This is a genomic window from Streptomyces sp. NPDC058246, from assembly GCF_042881985.1.
In the GTDB taxonomy this organism is placed as follows: Bacteria; Actinomycetota; Actinomycetes; order Streptomycetales; family Streptomycetaceae; genus Streptomyces.
Genome location: NZ_JBHVWZ010000062.1, coordinates 1 through 13,550, shown reverse-complemented (window position 1 = coordinate 13,550; position 13,550 = coordinate 1). Strand labels below are relative to the sequence as shown.

Annotated in this window: 12 protein-coding genes; 7 read left to right on the top strand and 5 right to left on the bottom strand. The window is 68.5% G+C overall.

Annotated elements, in window-relative coordinates; genetic code table 11:
• Positions 1-99: 99 nt before the first annotated feature.
• The 3 genes from ACFVXA_RS40405 to ACFVXA_RS40395 all read right to left on the bottom strand — a co-directional run bounded on the left by ACFVXA_RS40405 (position 100) and on the right by ACFVXA_RS40395 (position 3,103).
• The gene (locus ACFVXA_RS40405; protein WP_362032031.1) at positions 100-963 is read right to left on the bottom strand and encodes a DUF4429 domain-containing protein; all 864 of its coding nucleotides are present in this window, start codon (positions 961-963) and stop codon (positions 100-102) included.
• A gap of 57 nt (positions 964-1,020) precedes the next feature.
• A complete protein-coding gene (locus tag ACFVXA_RS40400) occupies positions 1,021-2,238 on the bottom strand; it encodes an alpha/beta hydrolase (protein ID WP_390028698.1) in 1,218 nt (405 codons plus the stop codon).
• Positions 2,239-2,443: 205 nt separating this feature from the next.
• Positions 2,444-3,103, bottom strand: a complete 660-nt coding sequence (locus ACFVXA_RS40395; RefSeq protein ID WP_383748355.1) for a TetR family transcriptional regulator — start codon at positions 3,101-3,103, stop codon at positions 2,444-2,446.
• A 120-nt stretch (positions 3,104-3,223) separates the two neighbouring features.
• Between ACFVXA_RS40395 and ACFVXA_RS40390 the strand changes: the two genes are divergently transcribed.
• Positions 3,224-4,846: an MFS transporter gene (locus tag ACFVXA_RS40390; RefSeq protein WP_383911459.1), complete on the top strand. Its 1,623-nt coding sequence runs from the start codon at positions 3,224-3,226 to the stop codon at positions 4,844-4,846.
• Positions 4,847-5,101: 255 nt separating this feature from the next.
• A complete protein-coding gene (locus tag ACFVXA_RS40385) occupies positions 5,102-5,410 on the top strand; it encodes a small hydrophobic protein (RefSeq protein WP_362031965.1) in 309 nt (102 codons plus the stop codon).
• Positions 5,411-5,698: 288 nt separating this feature from the next.
• Here ACFVXA_RS40385 and ACFVXA_RS40380 read toward each other — a convergent pair whose 3' ends face one another.
• Positions 5,699-6,478, bottom strand: coding sequence for a potassium channel family protein (locus ACFVXA_RS40380; protein WP_362031967.1), 780 nt, complete (start codon positions 6,476-6,478; stop codon positions 5,699-5,701).
• A 120-nt stretch (positions 6,479-6,598) separates the two neighbouring features.
• The gene (gene aceE, locus ACFVXA_RS40375; protein ID WP_362031969.1) at positions 6,599-9,331 is read right to left on the bottom strand and encodes a pyruvate dehydrogenase (acetyl-transferring), homodimeric type; all 2,733 of its coding nucleotides are present in this window, start codon (positions 9,329-9,331) and stop codon (positions 6,599-6,601) included.
• Positions 9,332-9,753: 422 nt separating this feature from the next.
• Between aceE and ACFVXA_RS40370 the strand changes: the two genes are divergently transcribed.
• The 5 genes from ACFVXA_RS40370 (at position 9,754) to ACFVXA_RS40350 (ending at position 13,464) form a co-directional block, all read left to right on the top strand.
• Positions 9,754-10,176, top strand: a complete 423-nt coding sequence (locus tag ACFVXA_RS40370; protein WP_362031971.1) for a DUF3052 domain-containing protein — start codon at positions 9,754-9,756, stop codon at positions 10,174-10,176.
• A gap of 174 nt (positions 10,177-10,350) precedes the next feature.
• Entirely contained in the window at positions 10,351-10,809 is a 459-nt protein-coding gene (locus tag ACFVXA_RS40365) for a peroxiredoxin (RefSeq protein WP_362031973.1), read from the top strand.
• 113 nt (positions 10,810-10,922) lie between these two features.
• Positions 10,923-11,498, top strand: coding sequence for a TerD family protein (locus ACFVXA_RS40360; protein WP_362031975.1), 576 nt, complete (start codon positions 10,923-10,925; stop codon positions 11,496-11,498).
• A gap of 131 nt (positions 11,499-11,629) precedes the next feature.
• Positions 11,630-12,205, top strand: a complete 576-nt coding sequence (locus ACFVXA_RS40355; RefSeq protein ID WP_351133085.1) for a TerD family protein — start codon at positions 11,630-11,632, stop codon at positions 12,203-12,205.
• Between the two features lie 110 nt (positions 12,206-12,315).
• Positions 12,316-13,464 carry a DUF475 domain-containing protein gene (locus ACFVXA_RS40350; protein ID WP_362031977.1) on the top strand — a complete coding sequence of 383 codons (1,149 nt, stop codon included), beginning with the start codon at positions 12,316-12,318 and terminating at the stop codon, positions 13,462-13,464.
• Positions 13,465-13,550: the final 86 nt, after the last annotated feature.

Here is a 13,550-nt window from a genome sequence, read left to right as displayed (position 1 = left end):
CCCCTTGATAGGGGCGCGGGGAACTGCGCGAACGGGGTCTGGGGCGGAGGGGGCGAATCCAGCGTGTCGGTGTCGGTGTCGGGGCGCCGGGCCGAACCCCTACAGCTCCGCCAGGAGTTCCGCCTTCTTCGTCGAGAACTCCTCGTCCGTGACGAGGCCGGCCTCGTGCAGCTCTCCGAGGTGCCGGATCCGTTCGGCGATGTCGGCGGGATCCCGGCGGGGCGCGGCGGCCACGGCGGCAACGGCGGACCCCGCGGAGCGCACCGCGGCAAGGACCGCCGCCGCGAACGGCAACGACTCGTGCACCGGCCCGTACCCCAGCCCGAACACCACCGCCGCCGGATCCTGATCGGCCTGGGCGGGCTGCGCGGCCGCGGGCTCGCGGCGCAGCAGCCGCAGATGGCCCTCGAAGACCTCGGGGGAGCGCCACTCGACCCCGCCCAGGTCGGCGACCGGGAACGTCTGGTCGCCGGCCTTCCACTTGGCGGAGGAGGCGCCCGTCCAGAACCACCGGAAGGTCACCGACTTGCCGTCGAAGGACGCCTTCCCGTCGTACGCCTTGAACTGCAGCGGCGCCTCGGGCGGGTGCACCAGATAGCGCTCGGCGGGCTCGTCGTCCGAGGTGAGCTGGGAGCGCAGCTCGTCCGCGTAGTACTCGGCGAGGGTCTCCCGGTCGGCGGGCAGCACCAGACGATAGGGGTCGCACCCTTCCTTGAGCTGTCCCGCGGCCGCCTCCATCAGCGGATCGGCGCCGGCCCTCGGCACCGCACGCAGAACGACCGTGCCACGCTTCCCGGGCGTCAGCGTCACCGCCGCGATCGCCTCCAGGGGGATGCGGCGTTCGCCGAGCGCCTGGAACAGCTTCGGCGTACGGATCCCCCGTTCGAAGCGGATGAGCACGGAGTCGGACTCGAACTCCCAGGCGGCATGAAATCCGGCCAGTACGTCACCCATGCGGGCCATCGTATGCGGCACGCAAGCCTCCGTCGCCTCCCTGGGCGGACCGCAGTTGTTCGCTCTCTACGCGCGTCCGGCCGACGCGGTGCCGGACAAACCCGTCCGGCACGCGTCATCGTCGCGCGCGCAGTGGACCGCGCGGTACGCACCGATGCCGATCTCCGCGAAGTTGCGGAGACTCTCCGTGCCCGGCTCGAAATAGCCGGTGTGGCCCTTGGAATCCTTCGCGGACAGGATCCGTGCCCCGAACCCCTTCGACACCGGGTCGGCGCCGTGTCCGAGGCCTCCGACCTCCAGGTAGGGCACGTCCTGGATCCAGTCGTCGGCGTCCCGCATCGCCCAGACCCGGGCGGAGGTGTGCAGGTCCGTGGCCTTCTCGGCCCGCATGCCGGGGCTGCCGGCGACCGCTATGTCGGTGACCCGGGAGGGCAGCCGGTGGGCGGCGACCCCGCACAGGACGGAGCCGTAGCTGTGGCAGTACAGCGCCACCGACGCGCTCCCCGGCAGCGCCCGCACCAGCGCGTTCAGCCGGACCGCGCCCTCCTCGGCGCGCATGGCGGTGGCCGCGTCCATGCCGAGCCCGCTGGGCGCCGTGTAGTCGGCCCAGGCGATCACGGCCGTACGCGTGCCCGGATCCGCCGCGTGCTCCGCCGCGTACAGCGAACGCGCCATGCCGACGGGTGCCGAGTACTGCTTGTTGGTGCGCTGGAAGTTGAGCAGGTCGGTGTCGACGCCGGGCACCACCACGGAGATCCGCTCGGCCTTGTCGAGGCTGCCGATGACCTCGGCGACCCGGCCCGACCCCGTGGGGTCGAAGGCGAGGATCTTGCGGCCCTTGTGCAGCAGCGCCTCGTAGCGGTGCATACGGCGGCCCGCGTCGCGCTGGCCGAGCGTCGAGAGCCGGCTGTCGTGCATGCGGGTGCGCTCGACCTTGCGCTGCTGGTCCAGGGCGATGTGGTTCGCCTGGTAGCGCAGCGTCACGGGCGCCCCGTTCATGTTGCCGACCGCGAGGGGGTAGCGGTGGGCGAGCCGGGAGCGCTGCTGGGCGTCGAGCGTGGCGAAGAAACGGGCCAGCCGGCTCGGCGCGGAGTTCACGTCCGGGAGCCGGTGGCCGGCGAGGCTGCCGTGCTGCCACGCGGAGCGCGAGGCTTGGAGCGGCGTCGCTGTCCGATGGCTGTTCAGCGCGGTCCAGCCACCGGTGGCCAGCATCACGAACACCACGGCCAGCGCGAGCACTGCGCGCCAAACGCTGAGTTGGGGGGATGTGTCGAAGGAAGTCACTGAGAGGACACCCTAGGAGAAGTGAGGTGTCTCCCGTTAAACGAGTGAGAGGGATCACGTTTCTGACGGGGTAATTGGGTCATACCGGGTTCAGTTTGAGTTAAATAGTGACGCTCTGTGTGCGTCAACGATCATTCGGTACGCCGAATTTCCGCCGGTGACAGCCCTGGGGGCGGCCCTTGCGTGCCTTTTCGCGTACGGCCCGTCAGAGATCTTCCGGGCGCCACTTCTGTGCCAACGCGGGCCCTACATGGTCGAGATACGAGGACGTCAGTTCCCGGATCGCCTCGATGCTGGTGTCCTCGCCCGCCCCCCACAGCCGGCCGGTGACCCGCATCACTCCGCCGAACACGGCGACCGCGACCCGCGGGCGCGGATCCGCGTCCACGTCGAGTCCCTCGCGCGCGGCGATCACGCGGGCGATCTCCTCCTCCAGCTCGGCGGAGCGGCGCAGATGGGCGGCGAGCAGCGCGGGGGTGGACTCGATCAACTGGAAGGTGCGCATGTGCAGTTCGATCGGGATGACGGCCTCGATGGCCTCGCCGATGGTGTCCCAGCTCTCCAGGAGGGCCAGCCGCAGCGCCTCCAACGGGGCTTCGTGGGGCGGGCGTTCGCGTACGGCGGTGAGGAAGTGCGACTCGGCGATCCGCTGGCTGAAGAGGGCGACGTCCTCCTTGCCGGCGAAGTACCGGAAGAAGGTGCGCTGGGAGACGTCGACGGCCTCGGCGATCTCGTCGACGGTCGTCCGCTCGTACCCCTGGGTGGCGAACAGTTCGAGGGCGGCCCGCAGCAGGGCGTCCCTGGTCCGCTGTTTCTTGCGCTCGCGCAGGCCCGGACGCGGCACCGCCTCAGCCGTGTCCGTCATGTCCATGGGCCCTCTCCTCCGAACCGTTTGCCCAGTTCACCCTATCCGCGAGTGACGTGACAGTCACCGACTTGTGATTTGGTTTGTCAACTGTCAGTGGCTGTCACTAGCCTCGAAAGCATGACTAGTCAGACCACCATCGACGCGACGGGCTCGGGGGACAAGGCACCATCCGCCCCGTCGGACGAGGCCCCCGGCAAGGGGCTGCGCGGCCATCCGTGGTTCACCCTCATCACCGTGGCCGTGGGGGTCATGATGGTGGCCCTGGACGGCACCATCGTGGCCATCGCCAACCCCGCCATCCAGAAGGACCTCGGCGCGAGCTTCGCCGACGTCCAGTGGATCACCAACGGCTACTTTCTGGCCCTCGCGGTCACGCTGATCACCGCGGGCAAGCTCGGCGACCGGTTCGGACACCGCCAGACCTTCCTGATCGGTGTGGTCGGCTTCGCCGCCGCCTCGGGGGCCATCGGTCTGTCCGACAGCATCGCCCTCGTCGTCACCTTCCGCGTCTTCCAGGGTCTGTTCGGCGCGCTGCTGATGCCGGCCGCGCTCGGCCTGCTGCGGGCCACCTTCCCGGCCGAGAAGCTGAACATGGCGATCGGCATCTGGGGCATGGTCATCGGCGCGTCCACGGCGGGCGGCCCGATCCTCGGCGGTCTGCTGGTCCAGCACGTCAGCTGGCAGTCCGTGTTCTTCATCAACGTGCCCGTCGGCGTCCTCGCGCTGGTCCTGGGCGTGCTGATCCTGACCGACCACCGCGCCGAGAACGCCCCGCGCTCCTTCGACCTCCTCGGCATCGGGCTGCTCTCCGGTGCCATGTTCTGTCTGGTCTGGGCGCTCATCAAGGCCCCGACCTGGGGCTGGGGCGACGTCCTGACGTGGAGCTTCCTGGGCGTCTCGGCGCTCGGCTTCGGGCTCTTCGCCTTCTGGGAGACCCGGGTGAAGGAGCCGCTGATCCCGCTGGGGCTGTTCCGCTCCGTGCCGCTGTCGGCGGGCGTCGTCCTCATGGTCCTGATGGCCATCGCCTTCATGGGCGGCCTGTTCTTCGTGACGTTCTACCTGCAGAACGTGCACGGCATGAGCCCGGTGGACGCCGGTCTGCACCTGCTCCCGCTCACCGGCATGATGATCGTCGGCTCGCCGCTGGCGGGCGCCCTGATCACCAAGTCCGGCCCGCGCATTCCGCTGGCCGGGGGCATGGCCCTCACCGCGATCGCCATGTTCGGCATGTCCACGCTGAAGACGGACACCGGCAGCGGCATCATGTCGCTCTGGTTCGCCCTGCTCGGTCTCGGCCTCGCGCCGGTCATGGTCGGCGCCACCGAGGTCATCGTGGGCAACGCGCCGATGGAGCTCTCCGGTGTCGCCGGCGGTCTCCAGCAGGCCGCCATGCAGATCGGCGGCAGCCTCGGTACGGCGGTCCTGGGCGCCGTGATGGCCTCCAAGGTCGACGGTGACCTCGCGGGCAACTGGTCCGACGCCAAGCTGCCGCCGCTCACCCCGGCCCAGCTCGACCAGGCCTCCGAGGCGGTCCAGGTGGGCGCCGCGCCGGTGGCCAAGGACACCCCGGCCGCGATCGCCGCGAAGATCACCGACGTCGCGCACGACACCTTCATCTCCGGCATGAGCCTGGCCTGCCTGGTCGCCGCCGGGGTCGCCGTCGTGGCGGTCCTCGTCGCGATGTTCACCAAGCGGGGCGACAACGCGGAGGCCGCGGGCGCGGGAGCGGGGCACATCTGACGGGCCGTCCCTTGTTCGCCTTGCACCCTTTTCGCCTATCAGGGTGACTGCGTTCAAGATCCCTCCCGCTCGGTGCGGGCCGCAGGTCACAGTGGGTCAAGTCCTCCGCACGGCATCTACGGCGCGGGGGCGGCGGGGGCTGCGGCGCGCTGCCGGAGGGGGGCAGCGCGCGTGCAGGTCTGTCTGAAGGTGAGGAACGGGGGTACCCGCGTATCGACCCGAACGGACCGAGAGGTCACGGGAGTTCAGGAGTTGATGATGGCGGGCTTCGGAAACGGTACGCGCAGGTACCCCCGTTCACGTGGCCGGATGAGGTCACGGAGCGGGCCGGATCGCGCGACCCTTGGCATCGTCGGAGTCATCTGTGCGGTGGCCGGCTTCTTCACGCTGGGGATCGTTCTCGGGCCGGTGGCGATCGTGTGCGGCTGGCTGGCCATGGGCCGGCGCTGGACGGGTTCCGGCCCGCTGCCGGCCCTGATCGCCCTGGTCCTGGGTGCGATCGACACCCTCCTGGCCGTCATCTGGCTGGCAGGCGCAACGGGCCCGGGCAACGGATTGTTCTGACCCATCCCGACCCGGGCCCACGCCTGCGGCCACCCCACCCCCCGGCCTGCGGCCGGACAGCCCAAGCGCTCCCGCTTCCGCTGTGGGGAGGGTGGGCACAGCCCCCACCGGCGCCGGGTGCCGTTGCAACCAAGGTTCCCGGCATCGGGGTTGCCGTCGGGGGTGGGTCGCGCGGCCCGGCGCTATACGGGTGCCGCTGTGCCCACCCGTGCCGCCCCTGGCGGCACGCCTGCCCACAGCTACGACGGCGGGGTCGGCGGCGCGCCTGCCCACAGCTATGACGGCGGGTCAGTGGGTGTGTTCTTCTGTGGGCTTCTGGACTGGGTGGGGCAGACCCGGGGGCGCCGCGCCGGACAGTGTGGCGACCTCGGCGCGAAGAGCGCGGACCTCCTCCGTGAGGGCCTCGATCGCAGCGGTCTGGCGGCGCTCCTCCACGTCGTCCTTCTCGAAGCGGGAGATGAACCACGCGGCGATGTTCGCGGTGACGACACCGAGGAGGGCGATGCCCGAGAGCATCAGGCCCACCGCGAGCATCCGGCCCATGCCGGTGGTCGGCGCGTGATCCCCGTACCCCACCGTCGTCATCGTCGTGAACGACCACCACACCGCGTCGCCCAGCGTCTTGATGTTCCCGTTCGGCGAGTCCCGCTCGACGGAGAGCACCGCGAGCGAGCCGAACATCAGCAGCCCGACGACCGCGCCCCCGACGTACGTCGTCAGCTGGATCTGTGAGGCCATCCGCGCCCGCCGCCCCACCAGCATCAGCGTGGCGACGAGCCGCAGCAGCCGCAGCGGCTGAAGGATCGGCAGGATCACCGCGAAGAGGTCCAGCCAGTGGGTGCGGACGAAGTCCCGCCGCTGCCGGGCCAGTACGAGCCGTACGAGGTAGTCGGCGGCGAACGACCCCCACACCGCCCACTCCACCACCGTGCAGGTGAGCGTCAGCGGACGGCCGGCCTCGCTGTCCACGATCGGCACGGCGTACGCGACGGCGAAGGCCACCGCGAGCGCGAGCAGAGGCCGCTGGGTGTGCAGTTCCCAGCGGGCCTGTGCCGATGCTTGCTTCATGCCCGCATCGTAGAAAGAAAAAGAAGGGAGGGGCGGCGGAGCCCATGGCCCGCCACCCCTCACCCGAGGCACTCGTGTCTACATCCGAGGTACCTGTGCCTACATCCGAGCTACCCGTGCCTACGCGTCGCCGCCCGCCGCGCCCGGGTCGGCCGCCGTCACGTCGAGCAGCTGGTAGCGGTCGATGGCCTGCTTGAGCACCGACCGGTCGACCTTGCCCTCGCGCGCCAGCTCGGTCAGCACCGCGACCACGATCGACTGCGCGTCGATGTGGAAGTAGCGCCGCGCCGCACCGCGCGTGTCCGCGAAGCCGAAGCCGTCCGCGCCGAGGGACTGATAGGTCCCCGGCACCCAGCGGGAGATCTGGTCGGGAACGGACCGCATCCAGTCCGACACCGCCACGAACGGCCCCTCGGAACCGCTCAGCTTCTGCGTCACGTACGGGACGCGCTGCTCCTCCTCGGGGTGCAGCAGATTGTGCCGCTCCACCTCGACGGCCTCGCGCCGCAGCTCGTTCCAGGAGGTCGCCGACCAGACGTCCGCCTTGACGTTCCAGTCGGCGGCGAGGATCCGCTGTGCCTCGACGGCCCAGGGCACCGCGACGCCGGACGCCATGATCTGCGCCGGAATGGCGCCCTGATCGCCGGACTTCAGGCGGTAGATGCCCTTGAGGATGCCGTCCACGTCAACGTTCTCCGGTTCGGCCGGATGCTGGATCGGCTCGTTGTAGACGGTCAGGTAGTAGAAGACGTCTTCCGAGTCCGGACCGTACATCCGGCGCAGACCGTCCTTGACGATGTGCGCGATCTCGAAGCCGTACGCCGGGTCGTACGCGACACAGCCCGGGTTGGTCGAGGCGAGCAGCTGGGAGTGTCCGTCCGCGTGCTGGAGGCCCTCACCGGTCAGTGTCGTACGGCCGGCGGTCGCGCCCAGGACGAACCCGCGCGCCAACTGGTCGGCCATCTGCCAGAACTGGTCGCCGGTGCGCTGGAAACCGAACATCGAGTAGAAGACGTACACCGGGATCAGCGGCTCGCCGTGCGTGGCGTACGCCGAACCCGCCGCGATCAGCGACGCCGTGCAGCCCGCCTCCGAGATGCCGTCGTGCAGCATCTGGCCGGTCGGCGACTCCTTGTACGCGAGCAGGAGGTCCCGGTCCACGGACTCGTACTGCTGGCCGAGCGGGTTGTAGATCTTCGCGCTCGGGAAGAACGAGTCCATGCCGAAGGTGCGGTACTCGTCGGGCGCGATCAGCACGAAGCGCTTGCCGATCTCCTTGTCCCGCATGAGGTCCTTGAGCAGTCGTACAAACGCCATGGTCGTGGCGATCGACTGCTGGCCCGAGCCCTTCTTCACGCCCGCATACGTCTTGTCGTCCGGAAGGGCCAGCGGCTGCGACCGTACGAGGCGGGTCGGGACGTATCCGCCGAGACCCTTGCGGCGGTCGTGCATGTACTGGATCTCTTCCGAGTCCCGGCCCGGGTGGTAGTACGGCGGCGCGCCGTCCTCCAGCTCCTTGTCGGAGATCGGCAGGTGCAGCCGGTCGCGGAAGCCCTTGAGGTCGGCGACCGTCAGCTTCTTCATCTGGTGCGTGGCGTTGCGGCCCTCGAAGTTCGGGCCGAGCGTCCAGCCCTTGACCGTCTGCGCCAGGATCACCGTCGGCTGACCGGAGTGCGCCTTGGCCGCCGAGAACGCCGCGAAGATCTTCTTGTGGTCGTGACCGCCGCGGCCCAGGTGCAGGATCTGGTCGTCGGTCATGTTCTCGACCATCGCGCGCAGCCGGTGGTCGTCACCGAAGAAGTGCCGGCGGATGTAGTCGCCGGTCTCGGTGGCGTACGTCTGGAATTGGCCGTCGGGCGTCGTGTTCAGCTTGTTGACCAGCACGCCGTCGCGGTCCTGGGCGAGCAGCGGGTCCCAGGTGCGGTCCCAGACCAGCTTGATGACATTCCAGCCGGCGCCCCGGAACTGCGACTCCAGCTCCTGGATGATCTTGCCGTTGCCGCGCACCGGGCCGTCGAGGCGCTGGAGGTTGCAGTTGACCACGAAGGTCAGGTTGTCCAGGCCCTCGCGGGCCGCGATCGACAGCTGGCCGAGCGACTCCGGCTCGTCCATCTCGCCGTCGCCGAGAAACGCCCACACGTGGGACTTGGAGGTGTCCGCGATACCGCGCGCCTCCATGTAGCGGTTCATGCGCGCCTGGAAGATCGCGCCCAGCGGGCCGAGGCCCATGGAGACGGTCGGGAACTCCCAGAAGTCCGGCATCAGCCGCGGGTGCGGGTACGAGGACAGGCCGTAGGGCGCCTTCGACTTCTCCTGGCGGAACGCGTCCAGCTGCTGATCGGACAGCCGGTCGAGGAGAAACGCGCGGGCGTAGATGCCGGGGGACGCGTGCCCCTGGAAGAAGATCTGGTCGCCGCCGTCGCCCTCGTCCTTGCCGCGGAAGAAGTGGTTGAAGCCCACGTCGTAGAGCGAGGCGGAGGAGGCGAAGGTGGCGATGTGGCCGCCGACGCCGATACCGGGCCGCTGGGCCCTGGACACCATCACGGCCGCGTTCCAGCGGGTCGCGTTCAGGATCTTGCGCTCGATCTCCTCGTTGCCGGGGAAGAACGGCTCGTCCTTGGTGGCGATCGTGTTGACGTAGTCCGTGCTGCGCATCTCGGGCACGGCCACGCGCTTCTCGCGGGCCCTCTCGATGAGCCGCAGCATCAGATAGCGGGCCCGCTCACGGCCCCGCTCGTCGACGGCGGCGTCGAGGGAGTCGAGCCACTCCTGAGTCTCCTCAGGGTCGAAGTCCGGGACCTGGCTGGGAAGGCCGCCAATGATGATCGGGTTGCGATCGGATCCGGAAGCCACGCTGTTCCTTCGCTGTCAGAGGGCCACTTTGCTTATGTCTGCGCCGTTCCCCATCGTGTACCTAGGGGACGGAATCGTCACCTCTACCGATAGGTAACCGAGACATTCCTGCAGACCGTTGGGACGGGCCCGACCAAAACGTAACGATACGCTGCACTCCGTGACGCGTTCCGCAAAGTCGTTCGGATCTCGTACGCTCCAAGGGTTCCGAAATTCATAAATGGGGCACAAAGGTGTGGTGTGCGTCACATGACACCGTGATCGTCCGCCGGGAGTTGCGCCGACACCGCCTGGATCGTCACCGTTTCGGCGGTCTCGACGGCCGGGTACTTGCGCGATCCGCCCCGCCCGTGTGGACTACGGCCAATGCTTCGCGCACGCGCGTGGCTGAACATCTACCGAAACACATCAGGAGGCAAGCCGTGAGCGCGACCGCGGACCACGCGGAGGAGCGGACCAACCCGGCCGCCAGGCTGGGGTTCGAGCCCGGACAGGTGGTCCAGGAGATCGGCTTCGACGACGACGTTGACCACGAGCTCCGTGAAGGCATCGAATCGCTGATCGGCCAGGAACTGGTCGACGAGGACTACGACGACGTCGCCGACGTCGTGCTGCTGTGGTTCCGGGACGAGGACGGCGATCTCACGGACTCCCTGGTGGACGCCATCGGTCTCCTTGAGGACGGCGGCATGATCTGGCTGCTGACCCCGAAGACCGGCCGGGACGGTTACGTCGAGCCGAGCGACATCAGCGATGCCGCACAGACCGCCGGCCTCTCCCCGACGAAGAGCATCTCCGTGGGCAAGGAATGGTCGGGCACGCGCCTGACCGCGCCCAAGCGCTGAGTTCTCGCTTCGTCTGCCGCAGAGCACCGTGTGTGAGGCCCCCGCCGACCGTCGTCGGCGGGGGCCTCACGCATGCGCGAAACCACGCTCGCCGGGGTCGCGCCGGGGCCGTCTGTCGATCACTGCGTACGCTGGTCTCACCCGAACAGCCCCCTGGAAGGGAAGCGTGTGACTATGGCGATCGAGGTCGGCACCAAGGCCCCGGACTTCGAGCTCAAGGACAACCACGGCGCCACCGTGAAGCTGTCCGACTTCCGCGGTGAGAAGAACGTGGTGCTGCTCTTCTACCCGTTCGCTTTCACCGGTGTGTGCACGGGCGAGCTGTGCTCCCTGCGCGACAACCTGCCGCAGTTCACGGACCGTGACACCCAGCTGCTGGCCGTCTCCAACGACTCCATCCACACCCTGCGCGTCTTCGCCGACCAGGAGGGCCTGGAGTACCCGCTGCTCTCCGACTTCTGGCCGCACGGCAACACTTCGCGCGCGTACGGCGTCTTCGACGAGGACAAGGGCTGCGCGGTGCGCGGCACGTTCATCATCGACAAGGAGGGCATCGTCCGCTGGACCGTCGTCAACGGCCTGCCGGACGCGCGAGACCTGAACGAGTACGTGAAGGCGCTCGACACCCTGTGATTCTTCGGTTCCAAGCCCTGCGGGGTGCGGGAACCCGTCACTAGGATCGACACGTTGATCCGATACCAACGCACTACGGGGCTCCCCGCCCCTGGACACCATTGGGAGGACTCGTGGGAGTCAGCCTCAGCAAGGGCGGCAATGTATCGCTGTCGAAGGAGGCCCCGGGACTGACCGCGGTCATCGTAGGTCTGGGGTGGGACGTCCGCACCACCACCGGCACCGACTTCGACCTGGACGCCAGCGCACTGCTGACGAACGACCAGGGCAAGGTCGCCAACGACCAGAACTTCGTGTTCTTCAACAACCTCAAGAGCCCGGACGGCTCGGTCGAGCACACCGGCGACAACACCACCGGTGAGGGCGAGGGCGACGACGAGCAGATCAAGGTCAATCTCGCCGGCGTCCCGGCCGACGTACAGAAGATCGTCTTCCCGGTCTCGATCTACGACGCCGAGAACCGTCAGCAGTCCTTCGGCCAGGTGCGCAACGCGTTCATCCGCGTGGTGAACCAGGCGGGCGGCGCCGAGATCGCCCGGTACGACCTCTCCGAGGACGCCTCGACGGAGACCGCGATGGTCTTCGGCGAGCTGTACCGCAACGGCGCGGAGTGGAAGTTCCGCGCCATCGGCCAGGGCTACGCCTCGGGTCTGCGCGGCATCGCGCAGGACTTCGGCGTGAACGTCTGAGCCGGCCGCGGCTTGGGCAGAAACGTCTGAGCCGACGGCCTCAAGGCTCACCCGTCCGGCGCCGCACACAGCAAGTGCGGCGCCGGACGCGCTCGACAACTCACAGCATGACCTCGGGGAGGACCAGCATCATGGGCGTCACGCTCGCCAAGGGAGGCAATGTCTCCCTCTCGAAGGCCGCACCGAACCTCACGCAGGTGATGATCGGGCTCGGCTGGGACGCACGCTCCACCACCGGAGCCGACTTCGACCTCGACGCCAGCGCGCTGCTGTGCAACGGCGGCCGGGTGCTCGGCGACGAGTGGTTCATCTTCTACAACCAGCTCAAGAGCCCGGACGGCTCGGTGGAGCACACCGGTGACAACCTCACGGGTGAGGGCGAGGGCGACGACGAGTCGATCCTGATCGACCTCTCCAAGGTTCCGGCCAATGTGGACAAGATCGTCTTCCCGGTCTCCATCCATGACGCCGACAACCGCGGCCAGACCTTCGGTCAGGTCAGCAACGCCTTCATCCGCGTCGTCAACCAGGCCGACGGCCAGGAGCTCGCCCGCTACGACCTCAGCGAGGACGCCTCCACCGAGACGGCGATGATCTTCGGCGAGGTCTACCGCTACAACAGCGAGTGGAAGTTCCGCGCGGTCGGTCAGGGGTACGCGTCCGGTCTGCGGGGCATCGCCCTCGACTTCGGGGTCAATGTTTCCTAGGCCCACCCACGCCAGCCGAAGGGGCGGCCCTCTAGACTTCGTGGTCAACAGTAGGTAAAGCCGAGTACGGCGCGGGGGAGACCCGTACATACACGATGATTGGGTAGCCAGTGCTTTTGAAAACCTTCGGCTGGTCGTTTGCGGTCACCGCGCTCGGCTTGGTCGCAGCGGCGTTCTACGGGGGGTGGACCGCCTTCGGAGTGGTGGCGATCCTGGCCGTCCTGGAGATCTCGCTGTCCTTCGACAACGCGGTGGTCAACGCCGGGATCCTGAAGAAGATGAGTGCCTTCTGGCAGAAGATCTTCCTCACGGTCGGTGTGCTGATCGCCGTTTTCGGCATGCGACTGATCTTCCCTGTCGTCATCGTCGCCATCAGCGCCAAGATCGGCCCGATCGAAGCGGTCGACCTCGCGCTGAACAACAAGGACCACTACCAGCAGCTGGTGACGGACGCCCACCCGGCGATCGCCGCCTTCGGTGGCATGTTCCTGCTGATGATCTTCCTCGACTTCATCTTCGAGGACCGGGACATCCAGTGGCTGCGCTGGATCGAGCGGCCGCTGGCCAAGCTCGGCAAGGTCGACATGCTGTCGGTCTGCATCGCGCTGATCGTCCTGCTGATCACCTCGTTCACCTTCGCCACCCACGCCCACCAGCACGGCGGCGCGCACGTCGACAAGGCGCAGACGGTGCTGATCTCCGGCATCGCCGGCCTGATCACGTACATGGTCGTCGGCGGGCTCTCCGGCTACTTCGAGGACAAGCTCGAAGAGGAGGAGGAGCGCGAACACGAGGAAGAGGAGGAGGCCGAGCGGACCGGCAAGAAGAAGCCGGCCATCGTCCTCGCCGGCCAGGCCGCGTTCTTCATGTTCCTCTACCTGGAAGTGCTGGACGCGTCCTTCTCCTTCGACGGCGTCATCGGCGCCTTCGCCATCACCAACGACATCGTGCTGATGGCGCTCGGCCTCGGCATCGGCGCCATGTACGTCCGGTCGCTCACGGTCTACCTGGTCCGCCAGGGCACCCTCGACGACTACGTCTACCTGGAGCACGGCGCGCACTACGCGATCGGCGCCCTCGCCGTGATCCTCATGGTCACCATCCAGTACCAGATCCACGAGGTGATCACCGGCCTCGTCGGCGTCGTCCTGATCGCCTGGTCCTTCTGGTCGTCCGTGCGCCGCAACAAGGCGCTCGCGGCGGCCGAGGGAAAAGGCCAGGCCTCGGACGAGAAGGCTGAGGTCTCGTCCAGGGTGTGACACCCCTGCGGGTGAGGAACGCTCTGAGCGGGGCGGGGGGGGGGGGCGGGGGCGGGGCCGGCCGCCCCCCCCCCAGCGCGGGCCCC

Coding starts and splice junctions, on each gene's coding strand:
- ACFVXA_RS40355 (WP_351133085.1), top strand. CDS start 11,630: ATGGGCGTCACGCTCGCCAAGGGAGGCAATGTCTCCCTCTCGAAGGCC.
- ACFVXA_RS40390 (WP_383911459.1), top strand. CDS start 3,224: ATGACTAGTCAGACCACCATCGACGCGACGGGCTCGGGGGACAAGGCA.
- ACFVXA_RS40395 (WP_383748355.1), bottom strand. CDS start 3,103: ATGACGGACACGGCTGAGGCGGTGCCGCGTCCGGGCCTGCGCGAGCGC.
- ACFVXA_RS40405 (WP_362032031.1), bottom strand. CDS start 963: ATGGCCCGCATGGGTGACGTACTGGCCGGATTTCATGCCGCCTGGGAG.
- ACFVXA_RS40380 (WP_362031967.1), bottom strand. CDS start 6,478: ATGAAGCAAGCATCGGCACAGGCCCGCTGGGAACTGCACACCCAGCGG.
- ACFVXA_RS40365 (WP_362031973.1), top strand. CDS start 10,351: ATGGCGATCGAGGTCGGCACCAAGGCCCCGGACTTCGAGCTCAAGGAC.
- ACFVXA_RS40385 (WP_362031965.1), top strand. CDS start 5,102: ATGATGGCGGGCTTCGGAAACGGTACGCGCAGGTACCCCCGTTCACGT.